This is a genomic window from Rodentibacter rarus, assembly GCF_001998965.1.
Classification (GTDB): Bacteria; Pseudomonadota; Gammaproteobacteria; order Enterobacterales; family Pasteurellaceae; genus Rodentibacter; species Rodentibacter rarus.
In genome coordinates, this window is sequence record NZ_MLHJ01000001.1 from 44808 (window position 1) to 66585 (window position 21778).

15 protein-coding genes and 2 tRNA genes are annotated in these 21778 nt (G+C 41.2%); 9 read left to right on the top strand and 8 right to left on the bottom strand.

The window, feature by feature from the left end; all coding sequences use genetic code 11:
* Positions 1-2 precede the first annotated feature (2 nt).
* From glnE to orn, 8 genes are all read right to left on the bottom strand, one after another.
* Positions 3-2945: a bifunctional [glutamate--ammonia ligase]-adenylyl-L-tyrosine phosphorylase/[glutamate--ammonia-ligase] adenylyltransferase gene (gene glnE / locus BKK50_RS00235; RefSeq protein ID WP_077414152.1), complete on the bottom strand. Its 2943-nt coding sequence runs from the start codon at positions 2943-2945 to the stop codon at positions 3-5.
* Positions 2946-2950: 5 nt separating this feature from the next.
* Complete coding sequence (gene miaA / locus BKK50_RS00240; RefSeq protein WP_077414154.1) at positions 2951-3886, bottom strand: tRNA (adenosine(37)-N6)-dimethylallyltransferase MiaA; 936 nt, start codon at positions 3884-3886, stop codon at positions 2951-2953.
* Positions 3887-5791 (bottom strand): DNA mismatch repair endonuclease MutL, encoded by a 1905-nt coding sequence (mutL, locus tag BKK50_RS00245; RefSeq protein WP_077414156.1) that lies wholly within the window; start codon positions 5789-5791, stop codon positions 3887-3889.
* Positions 5791-7278, bottom strand: coding sequence for an N-acetylmuramoyl-L-alanine amidase (locus BKK50_RS00250; RefSeq protein ID WP_077414158.1), 1488 nt, complete (start codon positions 7276-7278; stop codon positions 5791-5793). Before BKK50_RS00250 ends, mutL begins: the two co-directional genes overlap by 1 nt.
* 18 nt (positions 7279-7296) lie before the next feature.
* Entirely contained in the window at positions 7297-7767 is a 471-nt protein-coding gene (gene tsaE, locus BKK50_RS00255; protein ID WP_077414160.1) for a tRNA (adenosine(37)-N6)-threonylcarbamoyltransferase complex ATPase subunit type 1 TsaE, read from the bottom strand.
* Positions 7768-7924: 157 nt separating this feature from the next.
* Positions 7925-8000 (bottom strand) — tRNA-Gly (locus BKK50_RS00260).
* A gap of 14 nt (positions 8001-8014) precedes the next feature.
* Positions 8015-8090: transfer RNA gene (locus tag BKK50_RS00265), tRNA-Gly, on the bottom strand.
* A gap of 93 nt (positions 8091-8183) precedes the next feature.
* Positions 8184-8732 carry an oligoribonuclease gene (gene orn / locus BKK50_RS00270; protein WP_077414162.1) on the bottom strand — a complete coding sequence of 183 codons (549 nt, stop codon included), beginning with the start codon at positions 8730-8732 and terminating at the stop codon, positions 8184-8186.
* A gap of 70 nt (positions 8733-8802) precedes the next feature.
* Between orn and rsgA the strand changes: the two genes are divergently transcribed.
* The 9 genes from rsgA (at position 8803) to BKK50_RS00315 (ending at position 21738) form a co-directional block, all read left to right on the top strand.
* Positions 8803-9843 (top strand): small ribosomal subunit biogenesis GTPase RsgA, encoded by a 1041-nt coding sequence (gene rsgA, locus BKK50_RS00275; protein WP_077414164.1) that lies wholly within the window; start codon positions 8803-8805, stop codon positions 9841-9843.
* 262 nt (positions 9844-10105) lie between these two features.
* Positions 10106-11068: a TAXI family TRAP transporter solute-binding subunit gene (locus tag BKK50_RS00280; protein ID WP_077414166.1), complete on the top strand. Its 963-nt coding sequence runs from the start codon at positions 10106-10108 to the stop codon at positions 11066-11068.
* A 99-nt stretch (positions 11069-11167) separates the two neighbouring features.
* The gene (locus BKK50_RS00285) at positions 11168-13801 is read left to right on the top strand and encodes a TRAP transporter permease (RefSeq protein ID WP_077414168.1); all 2634 of its coding nucleotides are present in this window, start codon (positions 11168-11170) and stop codon (positions 13799-13801) included.
* Positions 13802-13844: 43 nt separating this feature from the next.
* Entirely contained in the window at positions 13845-14267 is a 423-nt protein-coding gene (locus BKK50_RS00290) for a universal stress protein (RefSeq protein ID WP_077414170.1), read from the top strand.
* Between the two features lie 400 nt (positions 14268-14667).
* Positions 14668-14925, top strand: coding sequence for a phosphocarrier protein Hpr (ptsH, locus tag BKK50_RS00295; RefSeq protein ID WP_077414172.1), 258 nt, complete (start codon positions 14668-14670; stop codon positions 14923-14925).
* A gap of 102 nt (positions 14926-15027) precedes the next feature.
* Positions 15028-16755, top strand: a complete 1728-nt coding sequence (gene ptsI / locus BKK50_RS00300) for a phosphoenolpyruvate-protein phosphotransferase PtsI (RefSeq protein ID WP_077414174.1) — start codon at positions 15028-15030, stop codon at positions 16753-16755.
* Between the two features lie 59 nt (positions 16756-16814).
* Positions 16815-17315 (top strand): PTS glucose transporter subunit IIA, encoded by a 501-nt coding sequence (gene crr / locus BKK50_RS00305; protein ID WP_077414176.1) that lies wholly within the window; start codon positions 16815-16817, stop codon positions 17313-17315.
* Positions 17316-17372: 57 nt separating this feature from the next.
* Positions 17373-18572 carry a mannose-6-phosphate isomerase, class I gene (gene manA / locus BKK50_RS00310; protein ID WP_077414178.1) on the top strand — a complete coding sequence of 400 codons (1200 nt, stop codon included), beginning with the start codon at positions 17373-17375 and terminating at the stop codon, positions 18570-18572.
* Between the two features lie 121 nt (positions 18573-18693).
* The gene (locus BKK50_RS00315; RefSeq protein ID WP_077414180.1) at positions 18694-21738 is read left to right on the top strand and encodes a glycoside hydrolase family 2 TIM barrel-domain containing protein; all 3045 of its coding nucleotides are present in this window, start codon (positions 18694-18696) and stop codon (positions 21736-21738) included.
* Positions 21739-21778: the final 40 nt, after the last annotated feature.

A 21778-nucleotide genomic window follows, 5' to 3' on the forward strand; every position in this document is an offset into this window, starting at 1 on the left:
CGTTAGTGAAACAGTTTATCCCAAAATTGCTTGATAAACGTCCTTTCCGTTATTAATTCATCATTGGACACGACGGCATTTTTACCGAGCAAATTGAGGTGATGAATGTTATTGCGTAAATCCACATAGCATTGTTTGAGTTGGGTGGCATCCGATTGATGAATAATGCCCGCTTTCGCCATAGATTCAAAAATTCTCACATTGTCCGACCATCTGGTTAATGCGGGGTTTTGTGGGGCATAAGCCAACATTAAATATTGGGCAATAAATTCAATATCCGTAATGCCGCCACGATCTGTTTTAATGTTAAATTCATTGTCTTGAGAATGGGATAAATGGGTAAACATTTTCTCACGCATGGCTGACACTTCTTGTCTTAGCGTTGCACCGTCCCTTGGGGTGGAAAGAACCCGCTGACGAATGGCTTCAAATTTTTCCCGCAATGAGGCTTCACCAAAAACCGGGCGAGCCCGTACCAAGGCTTGTTTTTCCCAAGTCCAAGCTTCATTCAATTGATAATTTTCAAAGGCGGAGAGGGAACACCCCAGTAAACCGGCTTCACCGGAGGGGCGTAATCGCATATCAATGTCATAAAGTACCCCCGCACTGGTATTTAAGCTAAAAATGCTCACGATTTTTTGGGCAAGTTTGAGGTAAAACTGATTGTTATCGATGATTTTTTTCCCGCCTACGGTTTGGCCTTCCATCGCTTCATAAAGAAAAACCAAATCGAGATCGGATTTGTAACCCAATTCGATCCCCCCGAGCTTTCCATAGCCCACCACCAAGAAGTTTTTTTCACCATGTTGTAAATGTTGAGGCACACCAAAGCGGGCAGAAACCTGTTTCCACGCCAAATTCACCACGGATTGAATGATGGCTTCTGCCAAATAGGTGAGATGATCGCTGACTTTCATCACCGGCAATGCGCCTAAAATATCCGCAGCAGCGACCCTCAACAACGTGGCTTGTTTAAATTGGCGTAAGGCATTGATAAATTGCTCTTCATCATCTTGGGGTAAGCGCAATAAATATTGTTGAAGTTCATCAGCATATTGGGTGAAGGGGAGAGGATGACGCAAACTTTCCGTGTTAAGAAGCTCATCAAGCAAAATCGGATGTTGGGCAAGTTGATCGGCAATCAGCTGAGATTGGGCACTCAGTTCGATCACTTGACGTAAGGCTTGAGGATTTTCAAGTAACAGCTCTAAATAGGTGGTTCGGCTAGAGATTTTCTCAATAAGATGCAAAATTCGTGGTAATAATGTGCGGTAGTTTTCTTGTTTAAAAATCAGTGAAAACACCGTTGGCATTAATTGTGCCAGCACTTCCCGTCCACGGTTTCCAATCACTCGGCGATGTAAATTTTCCTTAAATTGACCGAGTTTATTTAATATTTCATTAATGTCTTCAGGCTGGATGTCGCTTTCTTGTAGCATTTGCGCTATGTCATCAAAATCTGCCTCTAAAAAGTCCAGCCATTGGTTTTCTTTTTCCCTGTTTTCCTCTGTTTCTTCACCAATAAGTTGATTGAACACCGCGCGCACTTTTTCCTGCATCTGTTGTAAAGTGCGGTGAAAATCTTGCCAGTTTTCTATTATATAGTGGCGTTCAATCTGCTGATTTTGCTCATCTAAACAAGTGAAATGCCGACAGGCCTCAATTAATCGCCATTGGTCTATGTCATGGGTGGGCAAGGTTTGGGTTTGTTGATCATTGATGGCTTGTAGGCTATTTTCGACCCGGCGTAAGAAAAGATAACTTTCCCGCAAATGCTGATATTGCGTTGGGGTAATAAGCCCCAATTGGGTTATTTTAGGCAGAATATGAAGCAAACTCTGCTGTTGTAAGGCAATTTCCCGTCCCCCACGAATTAATTGAAAAACTTGGGCGATAAATTCCACTTCACGGATCCCACCTGCCCCCAGTTTGATATTTTCTTTCAGCCCACGGCGGCGAACTTCTCGTTCAATTTTTCCTTTCATCTCCCGCAATGATTGAATCACGCTGAAATCAATGTAGCGGCGGTAAACAAAAGGCCGGAGCATTTTTTCCAAATAGGTGATATTCGGATCATCACTTTGTGCGCCCAAAATACGCCCTTTAATCATGGCATAGCGTTCCCAATCCCGTCCTTGGTCTTGATAATATTGCTCCATGGCGGCAAAACTTAGGGCTAACGCCCCGTTTTCACCAAAAGGGCGTAGGCGCATATCCACACGATAAACAAACCCATCTACGGTGAAATCATCTAAGGCACTGATTAAGCGTTGCCCTAGGCGTGTGAAAAATTTGGCGTTATCCACCGGTTTTCTTGCCCGGCTTCCTTCGATATTCGTTTCTCCCTGAGTGGGATAAGTAAAGATCAAATCAATATCGGAAGAAAAATTAAGCTCAAATCCACCGAGTTTTCCCATGCCCAAAATATAAAGTGGTTGGGCTTTGCCTTGTTCGTCCAATGGTGTGCCCATTTCCTCACAGGCTTGGCGATAAAGCCAATCCCGAGCAGCAATAATAAGGCTTTCAGCCAACTGTGAAAGACGGATAAAAATCTCTTCAACCGTGGCAAGGTTGAGGCTTTGGCAAAAACTGAGTTTCGCCATTTCTATATTGCGGAAAATACGCAGTGTTTTATAAAACGCCACTTCATCGGAAATATTCGCCAGTTGATTGTTCAGACGAGCTGAATATTGTTCGTACTCTGCAAAAGTTGGGCTTTTTTCCCACCATTGTGCCAATAAGTGCGGTTGTTTTTGCAAGACTTTTTCCACAAACTCCGACATCGCCACCGCATAGCCTAATCGCCCGATTGGGTGGCTTTTTTCTTGTTGATATTGCTGAATGTGTTGGGTGATGACATGGATATCCGTTTCAGGAAAAGATTGGCACAAAATCGAACCAAGTGCGGTAAGTTTTTGTTCTATAAGCGAGGAAAGTGCGGTCATTTTTGCTAATTCTTTATCTGTGCTTCGATTTGGCGTAACACCGTTTCTTTGGCTTGGGTAGGATTGAGACTATCTAACCATTGAACCGGTGTTTTCCAGCCCCGTAACCAAGTGATTTGGCGTTTGGCGAGTTGGCGGGTGGCGCAAATACCACGAAATACCATTTCATCGTGCTCATATTTGCCTTGCAAATAGTCCCACATTTGGCGATAGCCCACGCAGCGGATAGAAGGTAAATCCGCTGTGAGATCGCCTCGTGCATAGAGTTTTTCCACTTCTTGTTGAAAACCCAATTCAATCATTTTATGAAAACGTTGTTCTATTCGATTATGCAAAATATGGCGATCTTCAGGGGCAATGGCAAATTGCATGATCTCATAGGGTAGGGTTTCGCCCTTTTGTTCAGTCAACTCAGTGAGGGATTTTCCCGTAATATAGAAAACTTCTAAGGCTCGATTGATGCGCTGACTATCATTAGGATTGATGCGTTGTGCAGAAATCGGATCAATTTTTGCCAGTTCATGGTGCAGCATCGCCCAACCTTGCTGTGCGGCTTTTTGTTCAATCTCGGCACGGATTGCTTCATCTGCTGAGGGTAAAGGGGATAACCCTTCAAGTAAGGCTTTGTAGTAGAGCATAGTGCCACCCACAAGCAGAGGGATTTTGCCCTGTGAGGTAATGTCTGCCATTTCCTGTAAGGCATCTTCACGAAAATTCATGGCGGAATAGCTTTCCGCCGGATCTAAAATATCAATGAGGCGGTGGGGAGCTAAAGCCAATTCTTCTTTGGAGGGTTTTGCCGTGCCAATGTCCATTCCTTTATAAATTAAGGCGGAATCCACGCTAATGATTTCCACCGGCAACTGTTGACGCAGTTGAATGGCTAAATCCGTTTTACCGGAGGCGGTAGGCCCCATTAAAAAAATTGCAGTTGGTTTCATTTAGAGTTCGTCTAATAAAGGTTGCCAATTTATCGGCTTGAGTAAATGGTTAAATTCATCCCGATTGTCGTTATTGAGCAAGCGTTCCACCTCGCTTAATAATTTAACCGCATCGGCAAATACGTTGAACACTTTGCTTTCTAACTTTGTGCAAAGTGCGGTCAAAAATGGGGGGGAATTTTCAGTTTCGTTGAGTAATCCCATCACGCATTTTTGTAAGTTTTGTGTGCGTAATATCAGCGGTACTCGATTGAGGGTTAGGCGTAGTTGGGCTTTGTTTCCGATAAATTCAAAACCAACTTGTGCAAAATCTTCCGCTTTTTTTTCCCATTCGTTAAATTGCTTTTCCGTTAGACGAAATACGATAGGGATCAATAAAGGTTGTTGCTCAATTTGGGATTGCTGTAAAGCCAGTTTCCATTGCAAATGTTGTAATTTTTCCAAAGAAAGCAAAAAATAATCTTGGTTTTGTTGGAGTAATAACGCTCGGTTTTCTATGAGCGATAAGGCACGCAAATGTGATGGATTGTCGCTTATCTCTGTTGGCACAATGATTGATGGCGGTGTAGGTTTTGTCGTTTTTTCATCATGTTGTGTCGCACCCAATAGTTCGCCATAGAGTTTCTGCTCGGTTTTGCTTGGCTGTTCGGCACGATAATTTTCCCGATAATCACGATATCCTTGATGTGATGAAGGGATATTGTGGGCAGAAAAGTGCGGTAGATTTTGCGCTGATTTTGTCTCACTTTTTTCCATGGAAAAATTCGCTGCGAACATATTTTGCCCGGCTGCTGCACGATTGGGCTTAGGAGCGTAATCCTTGTGATAAGTCGCAGCAGGCTCACGCACCACATTTTCTGAGCGATTTTCAACCGCACTTTCTTTTGGGTAGAGAAGTGGAATCGCCTGTTGGCTCTCTAATGCGTGACTTACCCCTTCATAAATGAAATCGTGAATAAGGCGTTGTTGATGAAAACGCACCTCGTGTTTGGTGGGGTGTACGTTCACATCCACCTCATGAGGATTGAGATCAATAAACAGCACAAAAGCCGGGTAGCTTTCGTTAGGTAAATGCGCTGCATAGGCTTGGCGAATGGCATGAGTAATGACTTTATCACGCACCATTCGTCCATTGATATAGCAATAACTCAGATCATTTTGTGTGCGGCTAAAGTTGGGGGTAGCAATCCAGCCGGAAAGGTGGAGATCATTGTGTTTCCAATCAATACGCAGTGCATGTTTGACAAATTCTTCCCCGCAAATGGCCGCCACCCGTTTGAGTTGTTGGGAAAGCTCGATAGCCGGACGATATTGACGAACCACTTTGCCATTGTGGGTGAGAGTGAAAGCGATATTAAATTTTGCCAGTGCAATGCGGCGAATCACTTCATCAATATGGGCAAATTCGGTTTTATCGGTTCGCAAAAATTTACGGCGGGCAGGGGTGTTGAAAAACAAATTCGCCACTTCTACTGTGGTGCCAACCGGGTGAGAGGCCGGCGTGATGGTCGTTTCCATGTCACGCCCTTGGGCGTACACTTGCCATGCTTCGTTTTGTTCAGCCGTGCGTGAGGTGAGGGTTAAACGGGAAACGGCGCTGATACTCGCCAAGGCTTCGCCACGAAAGCCTAAACTTAAAATCGTTTCGAGATCCTCTAAATCGGCAATTTTACTAGTGGCGTGACGGGCAAGGGCGAGGCTTAATTCCGCTTTGGGGATACCGCTGCCATTGTCACGGATACGGATAAGCGTTGCGCCGCCATTTTCAATATCCACTTGGATTTTATTGGCACCGGCATCCAAACTATTTTCAACCAATTCTTTCACTACCGAAGCAGGACGTTCCACCACTTCACCGGCGGCAATTTGGTTGGCAAGTTGGGGGGAAAGAATTTTAATCGCCATTATTTTTCCCTTAATTTAATTTTTTGACCGGTCACGACTTTACCGTTTTTTAATGTCGGGTTGAGTTTTAAAATTTGGTTTACCGGAATATTATACTCCCGTGAAACCGCATAAATTGTTTGATCCTTTTTGATGGTGTGATAGCGAGGAATAGCCGCTTTTTTACTTTCAGTATTGCTGTTTTTCTTTTCCTCTTTTTTATCGGTTTTTTTATTGTCTTTTTTATCTGCTGATTTTGTTGTTTTTTCCGTTTTTGGGTTTTCAGCTATTTTTTGATTTTTACCGTTATCCGGAATTTTAATGGTTTCACCTATCCAGAGTTCTTTACGTTTTAATTTGTTAAGAGCAATAATATCCGCCACTTTGACTTCATATTTATTGGCAAGGCTACTAATACTTTCACTCTTTTTCACTTTATGGCGAATACCGCTGTCTTTAATTTCTCCTTTGGTGGATAAAGTGCGGTCGGTTTTTTCCGATTTTTTTGTTTTTCCATTATCCGGAATTTTAATGGTTTCACCCACCCAGAGTTCTTTTCGTTTCAAATTATTAAGTGCCACAATATCGGCGACTTTCACGTCATATTTATTGGCAAGGCTACCTAAACTTTCGCCATTTTTTACCTTATGGCGAATTAAGCTGTCTTTAATTTCCCCTTTTGAGGATAAAGTGCGGTTGGTTTTGTTGCTGTTTTCTTTATCGTTCTCTTCAAAAGCCACAATGGATTTCAAATTACCGTTACGATAAGCCACAAGCCCCTCATAAATCATATAAGCGATACGGCGGCGATAGACCGGGGAATTGAGTTTTTGTTCTTCTTCGGCATTAGAAAGAAAACCCGTTTCCACTAAAACAGAAGGAATATCCGGTGAACGCAACACACCGAGGCTGGCATGTTGTGGCGTGTTGCGACTTAATGTCGTGATTTTAGAAAAACGGCGTAAAATATTTCTGCCTATTTCATAACCGGTACGCTGGCTATGGCCAAATTGCAGATCAAGCACCGTTTGATCTAAATATTTGTCGTTATTGTGAGAGAGAACCTTTCCCGCCCCGCCTAATAATTCAGAGCGTTTTTCATCATCTTCCAACCATTGCCCCATTTCATCATTGGCCCGGCGGTTTGAAAGCACCCAAACCGATGCCCCCCGTTGGCTTGGGTTTAGCGATGAATCGGCATGAATGGAAACCAAATAATTGGCTTTAAATTTACGGGCGATTTCCGAACGTTCCGGTACGGAAATATAATAATCCCCGTTGCGGGTGAGAACGCCACGGAAATTAGGATCTTTATCTAATAAGGCTTTGAGTTCACGGGCGATAGAAAGGGTGACATTTTTTTCATAAATACCAAGATTACGCCCGATAGCACCGGGGTCTTTCCCGCCATGACCGGGATCAATGGCGATGGTCCATGGTGCCGCCAAAAGGGGAGATGAAAAAACAGAGAGTATTATTCCTAAAAAAAATAAAAATTTTGTTTTCATGGTAAAACAGATAAAAAATTAACGTTGTTGAAGAATTTGCTCACCTAAATCATTTTGGGCGATTAATGTGATGTTTCTTGCATCATCATAATAATCAATATTGACCAATAAATCAGCCGGAGGAAGAATATCCTCCCCTTTTTCAGCCCACTCAATCAGGCAAATGGACTCTTTGGCAAAATAATCCCGAATGCCCATAAATTCCAATTCTTCCGGGTCGGCAAGACGATACAAATCAAAATGATAAATCATTTTCCCGGCAATATTGTATTCTTCCACAAGGGTGTAAGTGGGGCTTTTTACCTTGCCTTGGAAACCTAAACCTTGCACCATGCCTCGTGTGAGTGTGGTTTTGCCCGCACCTAAATCACCGTTTAAATATAATATAACGGCACGTTTGGCATGACAGCCTAAAATGGTTTCGGCCAATTTTTTGCCAAAACGCAACATCGTGGCTTCATCAGGAATATACTGGGTTAACGCATTCATGGATTGATGATTATCGAAGTCAAAAACAGTCTGAAATTCTACCGCACTTTTGCGTTTTTCGCTAAGGGGATTTTCCCGCTATTTGTGTTTGTTTGATAAAAATGTTCAGCGTTTTATCAACAAAAAATCCATCGCCTTTCGGCAATGGATTGGAATTTGGAGCGGGAAACGAGGCTCGAACTCGCGACCCCAACCTTGGCAAGGTTGTGCTCTACCAACTGAGCTATTCCCGCAGAGAATGTAGGATTGGAGCGGGAAACGAGGCTCGAACTCGCGACCCCGACCTTGGCAAGGTCGTGCTCTACCAACTGAGCTATTCCCGCAGTTCACTTAAGTGAATGGAGTGGCATTATACGAATATTTTGATCCCTTGCAAGGGCAAATTGCTCAAAATCACTTGCCTGATTAAGTTTTCATCAATCTAATTGAATGAAATGATCTCGATAATAGGCGAGTTCTTTGATGGATTCACGAATATCATCTAGTGCTAAATGGGTATTCGCTTTTTTAAAACCTTCTAAAATTTCAGGTTTCCAGCGTGCTGCCAGTTCTTTTAAGGTGCTGACATCTAAATGACGGTAATGGAAATAATCAGCTAATTCCGGCATATATTGATAAAGAAAGCGTTTGTCCTGAGCGATACTGTTGCCACAAATCGGCGATGCCCCTTTGGGCACCCAGCGTTTTAAAAAATCCAAAGTTTGTAATTCGGCAGCCCGTTCGGTGAGTTTGCTGGCTTTTACCCGATCCACTAAACCGTTTTCTGTGTGGGTTTTAACACACCATTCTGACATTTTTCCTAATAATTCATCGCTTTGGTGAATGGCAAGCACAGGCCCTTCTGCCAAAATATTTAAGTTTTTATCGGTGACAATGGTGGCGATTTCAATAATCCGTTCTTTTTCCGGATTAAGCCCCGTCATTTCCAGATCAATCCAAATCAGATTTTGTTTATCTAATGGCATAATATAAGGTATCCTATGTAAAAATTTTTTCCATTCTATCAAAATCACAATAAAAAACGACCGCACTTTTATGGCTAAACGAAAACTGACCCGAAACCAAGCCCGCCGAATTGAATCCAACCATGCCCGCACTTTGCATCGTCATCATAAAAAAGACATTGAATGGCAAGATGATATGTTAGGGGAGTCGCAAGAAGGGATTGTGGTGACCCGTTATTCCGTGCATGCGGATGTGGAGAATACACAAGGAGAAATTTGCCGTTGTAATTTACGCCGTACCCTTTCAAGTTTGGTGGTGGGCGATCTCGTGATTTGGCGAAAAGGCAACGAGCAATTGCAAGGTGTCAGTGGGGTGATTGAAGCCATTCAGCCAAGGAAAAATGAGCTGACCAGACCGGATTATTATGATGGTTTGAAACCCATTGCAGCAAACATTGATCGCATTATTATCGTTTCCGCTGTTTTACCCGCCCTTTCTCTCAACATTATTGATCGCTATCTTGTGGTGTGTGAAAACGCAGGAATTGACCCTGTTATAGTGGTGAATAAAGCGGATCTCTTGACCTCAGCGCAAGAAAAAGAGGTTGACGAACAGTTAAAAATTTATCGTGATATTGGCTATCAAACCCTTATGGTTTCCGCTCAAAATGGAAAAAATATGGAAAAATTGACCGCACTTTTCCGTGAAGGAACATCCATTTTTGTTGGGCAATCCGGTGTGGGGAAATCAAGCCTGATTAATCATATTTTCCCGACGGTGAATGCACAAGTGGGGGCGGTGAGTGAAACCTCTGGATTGGGACAACATACCACCACCTCATCTCGTCTTTATCATCTACCTCAAGGGGGAAGTTTAATTGATTCACCGGGGATTAGAGAATTTGGCTTATGGCATTTAGATAAAGAGCAGATAACCAAAGGATACCGAGAGTTTCAATATGTGTTAGGGACCTGTAAATTCCGTGATTGCCAACATTTACATGATCCCGGTTGTGCTTTGCGTGAGGCAGTGGAGGAAGGACGAATTTCTCCGATACGTTATGAAAACTATCACAAACTTATCGAAAGTTTATCCGAAACGAAATCACAGAGACATTTTTCGATAACGTGATTTGCAAGGTTGTCGGCATTATGGCGAGATTTTTAGTTGATGGGTTAATGCTATGGATCTTCTTTTCATCAAAGGATTGCATTCAGATAAAAAGTCGTCACCTTACCATTCTTAAAATGTGAATAAAATGTAAAATTCCACCTATTTTTTTGAAGAAAACGTTTGCGTAATAGGAAAAATAGGCGTATATATTCTAACGTGTTTCGGAGAAAGTTTGAGATCCGTTTCCATTCCTTCCTTTCCATATTTAAGAGGGCTTTTTATGAAAACATTATTAAAATTATCACTTGCAGCAACGCTTGCGATGAGTGCGATGTCTGGGCAAGCGGAAGAAAAATTTATTACGATTGGTACCGGTGGTCAAACAGGGGTTTATTATGTGGTGGGGCAGTCCATTTGCCAATTGGTAAACCGTGATACGGCAAAAACACAAATAAAATGTAATGCGCCTTCTACAGGTGCATCGGTTGCTAATCTCAACGCCATTGCGGCTCAAGAAATGGATATGGGAATTGCTCAATCAGACTGGCAATATCACGCTTACAACGGTTCGAGTTCTTTTGAAAATAAGAAAAATGATAAATTGCGTGCCGTGTTTTCTATTCACCCTGAACCTTTTACTGTGATGGTTCGCAAGGATGCAAATATAGCGACTTTTGATGATTTGAAAGGTAAACGTGTCAATGTGGGGGATCCGGGCTCCGGTACACGTGCTACCATGAACGTGATTCTTGCGGCAAAGGGCTGGTCGGATAAAGTCTTTAAAGTCGCTTCTGAGCTTAAGCCATCTGAAATGGCATCGGTGATGTGCGATAACAATTTAGATGCGATTACTTATAATGTTGGACATCCAAATGGTGCACTGAAAGAAGCCGCTGCCTCTTGCGATACACAATTGGTTCCTGTCTCGGGAGAAGCTATCGATAAATTGGTTGCAGACCATTCTTACTATGCTAAAGCTGTGATTCCGGGGGGGTTATACAAGGGATCCGATAATCCGGTGGAAACCTTTGGTGTTTATGCCACACTTGTTACCTCATCAGATGTGGATGCAGATAAAGTCTATGCTGTAGTGAAAGCAGTATTTGATAATTTTGATCGCTTTAAACGTTTGCATCCTGCATTTGCGCATCTTAAAGCGGAAGATATGATAAAAAATGCTCTTTCCGCACCATTACACGACGGAGCAGTACGTTACTATAAAGAGCGTGGTTGGATTCAATAATTGATGAATCTGTGTTTTGATAAAATGGGAAGTTGTAAGTTTGTGTGGCGCACGATTTGCAATTTTCCATTTTGATTTTTTTATCTCTTCGGGGGATTTATGTCCGAAAAAAGCAAGGCAGTTGATTATGATGAACTGCAAGATATGGTGGCATCAAATGATTCTGGTGGGCGCAACCCCAGTGGTTTGGCAAAAAAATTGATTGTATTGACTGCTATATTGTGGTCGTTATTTCAAATTTATTACACTTCACCTTTTCCTTTTTGGTTGCAAGAAGTGTTGCGTAATATGGACTTAGACTTAAACGTGGTAGTGGATGATACCAAAGCTCGTTCTATCCACCTAGCATTTGCAATATTTTTAGCCTATCTTTCCTTTCCAGCCTTTGCCGACTCACCCAAACACCGTATTCCTTGGCAAGATTGGCTTTTTGCCTCTGTTGGCGCATTTTTAGCGGCTTACTACATTTTTTTCTATGAAGGGCTTGTTACCCGATTTGGCGCACCGAATATACAAGACATCATTGCTGGTTGTTTGGGGTTGGGATTATTACTTGAGGCTTGTCGCCGTAGTTTAGGGTTACCGTTGGTGATCATCGCCATTATCTTTTTACTTTATAACTACTTGGGACAATTTTTGCCATCTAGTTGGATTATTAGCCATCGTTCAGGATCATTTTCCCAGATTATTAACCAACAGTGGATTACAACGGAAGGTGTATTTGGCGTGGCACTAGGCGTGTCAACAAAATATGTGTTTTTATTTGTTTTGTTTGGGGCATTGCTCGATAAAGCAGGGGCTGGGAACTACTTTATTAAAACAGCCTTTGCCTATCTTGGTCATTTAAGCGGTGGCCCGGGGAAAGCCGCCGTCGTATCTTCGGCATTAACAGGTTTGGTGTCTGGCTCTTCAATTGCGAACGTGGTTACAACGGGAACCTTTACTATTCCGATGATGAAACGTGTTGGATTAAGTGCTGAGAAAGCGGGGGCTATTGAGGTAGCTTCTTCTGTTAATGGACAGATTATGCCGCCTGTAATGGGGGCGGCGGCATTCTTGATGATTGAGTATGTTAATATGCCCTATAGCCAGTTGATTACTCACGCCTTTTTACCCGCTTTCATTTCCTACATTGCGTTAGTGTATATTGTGCATCTTGAAGCACAAAAAATGGGATTACGTGGTTTAGCCCGTGTTGATCCGGTTAGCCCAATCCTTATCACGCTCTTAAAAATAGTTAGTTATATACTTGTGGTAACGGGATTGGCTATAGTGGTTTATTACGGTTTAGGCTGGATCAAAAATGTGACGCCTGATTGGGCATTTTTGATTGTTTGTGTCTTGCTGGGAATCATTTATTTAGGGTTAATTCGCCGTGTTGCACAGTTCCCTGACTTGGAATTAGATGACCCAAATTCACCTGTGGCGGTTTTACCTCACCGTAAACCGACAGTTAATGCAGGGTTGCATTTCTTACTGCCTGTGGTGGTGTTAATGTGGTGTTTAATGGTGGAACAATTTTCTCCGGGGTTGTCAGCATTTTGGGGAACCTTAGTCCTTGCTGTTATTTTAATCACTCAACGCCCTTTACTGAGTTTTTTCCGTCAGGATCCGGGTAATCCTGTGGCTCTGTTAAAACAAGGAGTAAAAGAACTCATTGATGGTTTAGAGTCGGGGGCGCGTAATATGATCGGCATTGGCATTGCAACCGCAACGGCAGGGATTATTGTGGGTGTTGTTTCACTTACAGGCTTTGGCGTGCAACTCTCAAGTATCATTGAAATACTGTCAATGGGTAACATTTTATTAATGTTAATCCTTGTGGCTATCTTTAGCCTTATTTTGGGAATGGGCTTGCCAACCACCGCAAACTATATTGTGGTATCCTCGTTGATGGCGATTGTTATCGTTGAAGTGGGTAGACAAAATGGTTTAATTGTGCCACTGGTTGCCGTGCATTTATTCGTGTTTTATTTTGGGATTATGGCTGACGTTACGCCACCTGTAGGGTTGGCTTCCTTTGCAGCCGCTGCGATTTCTGGCGGTAGCCCGATTAAAACAGGGGTACAAGCATTCTATTACAGTATGAGAACTGTCATTTTACCCTTCTTATTTATTTTCAATACTGATCTCTTACTCATTGATGTTGGTTGGCAAAAGGGTATTTTAGTTTTTATTAGTGCAACAACAGGGATTTTGATTTTTACTGCTGCAACAATGGGTTATTTCCAAACGAAAAATAAATTATGGGAAAGTGCTATTCTCATATTAGCGGCATTAATGTTGTTCCGTCCCGGGATATTTATGGAACATATTTCGCCAACAGAGCGTTATGTTGAGCCCGTACGAATCAGCCAAGAAATCACCAATGTTGAGGTGGGGAATTCATTAAAGATTAAAGTGTCAGGATTAAACCCTTATGGTAAAGCCATTGAATTTTATTCACTATTGACTGTTCCGGCTGGGGAAACCGGTGAGGAGCGTATTAAAGCGCTTGGCTTAACTTTATTAGACACGGGAGAAACGATTGAGATGAATGGTACATCAACAGCAAAAATCTTAATTGATAACGTTGAGTTAGACTCACCTGCCGCAAAAGCCGGCTTGAATTGGGATCAAACCATACTTGAGGTATCTGTGCCGAAAAACGCATTGCCAAAAGAATTAATGTTTATTCCTGCATTCTTAATGGTATTTTTTGTCATTTGGCATCAACGTCGTCGAATGAGATGATATTCTGCCCCAACAGTGGGGCAGTTCAACCAAAAGAGGTTATATGTACAATAACTTGTTATTAGTGATTGATTTAAACAATCCGGCAACAGCAAAAACCGTTGTCGATAATGCTTTACAACTGACGGCTAATAATCCAGAGGCAGTGTATCGGGTCGTTACGATTGTCGAACCTGTTGATGATAGTTTTATTTCTGCCTTTTTACCGAAAAACTTTGATAAATCTTTAATTAACGAGGTAAAAAATGCACTGCATCGTTTTACTGAAAAACATTTTCCCATAACGGCAAAGGTACAACATATTGTGGCACACGGCACAATTTATGAAGAAATTATACGAATTTCAGAAGAGAAAGCGGTGGATTTAATTATCATGCTTGCAAGTAGCAAATCCTCCGTTAAATTTAGTAATAATACTCGCCGAGTCGTTAAATATGGTACGAAGCCAATGTTGATCTTGAAATAGCCTCAATAGATGGAATGGGTATAGGGTAAGTTGCTGATTATCAAAATCATAGCGATATTTTTCGGTAACTTAGCGAACATTTGAAGTATTATTTATAAATAAAACTGGGGGATAATAGTGTTGATATAATTGATTTAGTCTCTAATGGTGAGCCAAGTTTGAGGATATTAAGGGTTATGTTGGTGAGTAAATCACGAATATGATTTTGTATATTTTTGATTGTTAATTCACAATGCGAAAGCGATCCCTATTAAGTGCCATCACTTTTTTATGACTTACCTCAACTTTTTTTACCTTTTTCCTTGATTATTTCGCCTTTAACAAGGATACTATCTCCACTTGAAAAGTTTGAATTTAACCAGGTTTTTAATTAAACACTTACTAAAATAGAGGTAACATTATGTTTTCAAAAGACGTAGAAATTACAGCCCCTAATGGTTTACACACTCGCCCGGCAGCGCAATTTGTAAAAGAAGCGAAAGCTTTTGCTTCTGATATTACGGTGACATCAGCAGGAAAAAGTGCGAGTGCGAAAAGCTTGTTTAAATTACAAACTTTAGGTTTAACACAGGGAACAGTTATTACTATCTCTGCAGAAGGTGAAGATGAACAACAAGCTGTTGAGCATTTAGTTGCGTTAATTCCTACTTTAGAATAATTTTGAGTATAGCCATAAAATCCGTTTTAAATTTACTCTGGTGAGTGCGGTATTTTGTGGCTATTTTTTGTTTAACTCCTATTAAAATTTCGGAAGGTAAACATGATTTCAGGTATCCCCGCATCCCCAGGTATTGTTTTTGGTAAGGCGTTAGTTCTTAAAGAAGAAAAAATCGTTCTTGATACAACAAAAATTACCGATGACCAAATTGACGTTGAAGTAGCGCGTTTTTATGAAGGTCGTAATGCTGCTGTTGAGCAGTTAAATTCTATTAGAGATCGTGCTTTTGCTTCATTGGGTGAAGAAAAAGCTGCAATCTTTGAAGGTCATTTGATGATTCTTGAAGATGAAGAACTTGAAGAAGAAATTATTGACTACTTGCGTTCAAACAAAGTGAATGCCGGTGTGGCAGCAAGCAAAATTATTGATCAACAGGTGGCAATGTTGTCTGAAATTGACGATGAATATTTGAAAGAGCGTGCCGGTGATATTCGTGATATCGGTAATCGTTTAATCAAAAATATTCTCGGTATGCCTATTGTTGATTTAGGTGATATTAATGAAGAATCTATTCTCGTTGCTTACGATTTAACACCATCGGAAACTGCACAATTAAATCTTGATAAAGTCCTTGGTTTTATTACCGATATTGGTGGGCGCACCTCCCATACTTCTATTATGGCCCGCTCCTTAGAATTGCCAGCAATTGTTGGTACCAACAATGTGACAGAAAGAGTCAATACCGGTGATTTCCTGATTCTTGATGCTGTAAATAACAATGTCTATATTAATCCAATCCAAGCTCAAATTGATGAATTAAAAGCCTTAGAAGCAAAATTGGCGGAAGAAAAAGCAGAACTTGCAAAATTAAAAGATCTTCCGGCGGTGACATTAGATGGGCATAAAGTTGAAGTGGTGGCAAACATTGGCACTATCCGTGATTGTGAGGGGGCAAACCGTAATGGTGCAGAAGGCGTAGGTTTATATCGTACTGAATTCCTCTTTATGGATCGTGATCAACTTCCAACGGAAGAAGAGCAATTTATTGCTTATAAAGAAGTCGTAGAGGCAATGGCAGGGCGTTTGGTTGTGCTTCGTACTATGGATATTGGCGGTGATAAAGATTTACCGTATTTGGATCTCCCAAAAGAGATGAACCCATTTTTAGGATGGCGTGCAATTCGTATTGCTTTAGATCGTCGTGAAATTCTTCAAGCCCAGTTGCGTGCGGTGTTGCGTGCTTCTGCCTTTGGTAAATTAGCCGTGATGTTCCCGATGATTATTTCAGTGGAAGAAATTCGTGAACTCAAATCCGTGATTGAAAGCTTGAAAGAAGAATTACGTGCAGAAGGAAAAGCCTTTGATGAAAATATTCAAATCGGTGTGATGGTGGAAACTCCATCTGCGGTCATCAATGCGAAATTCTTAGCGAAAGAAGTGGATTTCTTCAGTATCGGTACGAATGATTTAACACAATATACCTTAGCGGTGGATCGTGGTAATGAATTAATTTCTCATCTTTACAACCCAATGCAACCTTCGGTACTTGGTTTAATTAAACAGGTTATTGATGCTTCCCATGCAGAAGGAAAATGGACGGGTATGTGCGGAGAATTGGCCGGTGATGAGCGTGCAACCTTGCTCTTATTAGGGATGGGATTAGATGAATTTAGTATGAGTGCAATTTCTGTTCCTCGTATTAAAAAGCTCATTCGTAGTGTGAATTTCCAAGATGTTAAAGGGCTTGCAGATAACGCATTGCAGAAACCAACCGCATCAGAAATTGAGCAATTAATTGAAGAATTTTTGTCAGAAAAAACACTAAACTAGATACAAAATTAGTGTTTTAAGCTAGAATATCAACCATATTTAATGGACAGGAGATGAAAATGGGTTTATTTGACAAGTTATTCGGTTCTAAAGAGAACAAATCGGTCGAAATTGAGGTTTACGCACCACTTTCCGGTGAGATTGTAAATATTGAAGATGTACCAGATGTTGTGTTTTCTGAAAAAATTGTTGGCGATGGTGTCGCTATTCGTCCAACAGGCAATAAAATTGTAGCACCGATTGACGGTGTTATTGGCAAGATTTTTGAAACTAATCACGCTTTTTCAATGGAATCAAAAGAAGGTGTTGAATTATTTGTTCACTTTGGTATTGATACCGTTGAATTAAAAGGTGAAGGTTTTACTCGTGTTGCTCAAGAAGGGCAATCTGTAAAACGTGGTGATACAGTGATTGAATTCGATCTTGAATTGCTTGAAGCGAAAGCGAAATCGGTATTAACACCGGTTGTAATTTCTAATATGGATGAAATCTCAAGCATTGAGAAAAAAACAGGCGAAGTGGTTGCCGGCGAATCCATGGTATTAAGTCTTAAAAAATAATTTTGTATAGAATGAAAAATCCGCCACAGTGCGGATTTTTTGTTTAGAGGGAAAAAAATGATTTATAAATTAATCGGTGCTCTACAACATTATGTTTGGGGTGGAGCGCATTATATTCCGCAATTGTTAAATTTTTCTACAGAAGAGAATCAACATTATGCCGAATGGTGGCTGGGGGCCCATCCTTCTGCGCCTGCGATCATTGAAGTTGAGGGGAAAAATTTAGCGCTGACAGCATTTTTACAGCAAAATCCAACGGTGCTGGGTGAGGAAAGTCGGGAAATTTTTGGTGAGACATTGCCCTATTTATTGAAGATTCTTGATGTGGCAAAGCCGCTTTCTATCCAATTACACCCCAGCAAACAACAAGCGGAAATCGGGTATGCTGCAGAAAATGAGAAAGGTATTGATTTAAAAGATCCGAAACGCACTTATAAAGATAATAATCATAAACCTGAAATGATGATTGCTTTGTCTGATTTCTGGTTATTACACGGTTTTAAAAAGAAAGAAAAAATCCTCTCAACATTGGCTGCGCGTCCCTCACTTGTATCATTGGTTGAAAAATTACGCACACAAGACCTCCACTCCTTTTATGCGAAAGTGATGAAAGCGGATCAAGCCCAATTATCTCAATGGCTTGTCCCGATTATTGAGCAAAATCGTGAAGCCTATTATGCAAATGAACTTACACCGGATAATCCCGATTATTGGGTGCTTTATACGATGGAAGCGATGGATATTTCACCGGGAAAATTAGATGCAGGGTTAGTCTGTTTTTATCTTTTCAACATTGTTCATCTGAAAAAAGGAGAAGGCATTTATCAAGAAGCAGGCATTCCACACGCTTATTTGCGTGGGCAAAATATTGAATTGATGGCCTGTTCCGATAACGTTATCCGTGGTGGTTTAACGCCCAAATATGTGGATATTCCGGAATTACTGAAAGTGGTGGATTGTCGTGAGGTTGAACCGCAGATTATCCCTGTTTCCCCTCATGATATGCGTGTCTTCACTTATTCCACCCCGGCAAAAGATTTCGCTTTGCAAAATATTCAATATGAATGTGGTGAAACCCATCGCCTTAAAATCCAAAGTGCAGGTATTTTAATGGTAATGAAAGGGCAAATTAATTTACGTTCGGAAACGACCGTACTTTCCCTTAAACAAGGCGAATCGGCCTTTATCACCTCTGGCTCTTCTTATGAAGTAGAAGGATTATCGGAAGGCTATACTGTCACCGCCAAACTGCCTTAATGAGCGAATAGCATAAAGGATAATTGGATATTGTGATCACCCTCACAAAATCCAATATCCTTTCTGAATGGAAATTCAAATTCAGTTATAGTAAAGGCATCTTTTCTTTTTCGGAGTTGTTATGCCATTACCGAATTATTTCCAAGATCCCCAAATTCTTCATATTAATACCACACCCCATCATGCTTATTTCGTTCCTTTTGATTCCGTGGAAAGTGCGGTCAAAAATCAACGAGAATTTTCTGCCTTTTTCACGTTGCTAAATGGCGAATGGGATTTTGCCTATTTTGATCGTTATGTGGATTTGCCGAAAGATTTTCTTCATTTTTCTTTTTCAGAAAAAATCCCGGTTCCCGCTAACTGGCAAAATCACGGTTATGATCATCACCACTATACAAATGTGAATTATCCTTTCCCTTTTGATCCGCCCTATGTTCCCATTGATAATCCCTGTGGGTTATATCATCGTATTTTTACGTTATTTCCAAATGCCCAAAAACGTTATTTGCTGAATTTTGAAGGGGTGGACAGCTGCTTATTTGTGTATGTGAATCGTCAGTTTGTGGGGTACAGTCAAATTAGTCATTGCACCAGTGAATTTGACGTGACCGATTTCCTAACGCATGGCGAAAATCATCTTCATATTGTGGTATTAAAATGGTGTGATGGCAGCTATTTGGAAGATCAGGATAAATTCCGTATGTCGGGGATTTTTCGTGATCTGTATTTGCTGGAACGGGAAAGCCATTATTTGCAGGATTTTTTTATTCGCACGGAACTTGCCGATGATTTCAAAAGTGCGGTCATTTCTGTGGAGGTTTCTTTTGTAGAAAAGGGGAAACCGGCAAAGTGTCGTGAAATTGCGTGGCAACTGACTGATCCGCAAGGTGAAATTTTGCTTTCTGCGGTGACAGAAAAGGGGCTTCATATCACTTTAAATGAAATTACTTTATGGAATGCGGAAAATCCTCAACTTTACACATTGCTCTTTCGTTATGGAAGCGAGGTAATTTGCCAAAAAATTGGTTTGCGTAAGATTGAAGTCAAAAATGGGGTAATGCGGTTTAACGGAGAGGCAATTAAATTTAAAGGGGTGAACCGTCATGATAGTGACCCGAAAACCGGTTATGTTGTCAGCCGTGAGCAAGCCTTACAAGATTTACGCTTAATGAAAGAACACAATTTCAATGCCATTCGCACCGCTCATTATCCCAATGCACCTTGGTTCACGGAGCTTTGTGATGAATATGGCTTTTATGTGATCGCGGAAAGCGATATTGAATCTCACGGTACGAATGCGGTGTATGTGAAATCACCCGAAACCAGTATTTTGTTAGGGGTAAAAACAGAGATTAATTATGAGGCAATTCGTCAACAAACCATTGATAATTATTGCTATATGGCTCGTAGCCCTGAATTTAATGCCGCCATTTTAGACCGCACTTATGCCAATATTGAGAGGGATAAAAACCGCACGTCAGTGGTCGTGTGGTCACTTGGTAATGAAAGTGGTTATGGCGAGAATTTTGAACAAGCCGCCGCATGGGTGAAAGCCCGTGATCCCAGCCGATTAGTACATTATGAAAATGCGATCTTTCAACATTCCGATCATCAAAATGATTTAGCCCACCTTGATTTTCACAGTGAAATGTACACCGGTACAGAGGAGCTAGATGCCTATTTTGCAGATGAGCACAATAAGAAACCGTATTTATTTTGTGAATACCTCCATGCAATGGGAAATTCTTGCGGTGATGCAGAAGATTATTTCCAAGCCCTGGAACGTTATTCGGGGGCGGCAGGCGGTTTTGTGTGGGAGTGGTGTAATCATTCCCCTTATTTGCCACATTCCAAGCGGATAGGCTATGGCGGGGATTTTGGTGATACCCCCAATGACGGCAATTTTTGTGCAGACGGTTTAGTAACGGCTGATCGCCAAGTGCAAAGCAATTTGCTGGAGCTAAAAAATGTACAACGTCCGCTTCGGGCGTTTTTAGATAAAGGTAAAGTGTGGCTAAAAAATAATTTGGATTTCACTGACGTGGAAGAATTGATCGCTATTCACTATCAAATCACCGAAAATTTGCAAGTGATCAGTGAAGGCTATTTTGATGGGATAAAAATTCCTCCAAAAACAACCGCACTTTTTCCCCTTGATTTACCGAAAGCGGATAGAGAGGTTTGGCATATCACACTGACGTATTATCAAAAAGTGGCTCGTGGCTTAGTGGCGAAGAACTATTGTTTAGGTTTCGATCAGCTTTGTTTTTCTTCCCAGAAAAGCGTGCCGATTCCTCGAATGAAGAAAGTGGAAAAGCCGATTTATGTTGAGGAAAATGATCATCAGGTTTTGATTTCAGTGGGGAAAGTTGGTTATGAATTGGATAAACACCGAGGCATTATCACACAAATTTCTTGCGAGGGACGCCCTTGGCTGAATGCCCCCTTGGATTTTAATATTTGGCGGGCACCACTGGATAATGACAATTTAATAAAAAACCATTGGTTGGCAGCCGGTTTCAATCAAGCCATCACCCGAGCCTATGATTTTGCCATTATTAAGCAAGAAAATGCACTGGAAATCCGAGTGAAATGTGGTATGAATGCTGTGTCACGAGAACGCATTTTAACCCTTGATGTGATTTATCGAATGGATACTCAAGGCAATTTATCCATAAAAGTTCATGCTAAAAAAACACCGCACTTGCCCTTTTTACCACGCTTTGGCGTTCGCTTTTTCTTAAAAGAAGCCTTTCAACAAGCGGAATATATCGGTTATGGGGAAACGGAAAGTTACCTCGATAAACATCAGGCAACGCAGTTGGGCTGGTATCAAACTACCCCCCAAACCAATCATATTCCCTATTTAAAACCGCAAGAGAACGGTAGTCATATGGGGTGTCAATATTTTGAGATTAAAGGGGAACAAGAAGGGTTTTCCATCCATTGTGATACCCCTTTCAGTTTTAATCTTTCATCTTATACGCAAGAAGAATTAGGAGCGAAAAAACATAATGACGAATTGGAAGAAAGTGGCAGCACGATATTATGCGTGGATTATAAAATGAGTGGTATCGGTTCCAATTCTTGTGGGCCAAGTTTAAAGGAAAAATATCGCTTAAATGAAACACAATGGGATTGGGAAGTGCGATTTTCACCATTTTAACTAAAAAGTGCGGTTAATTTGTCCGGTATTATGCAGCAGT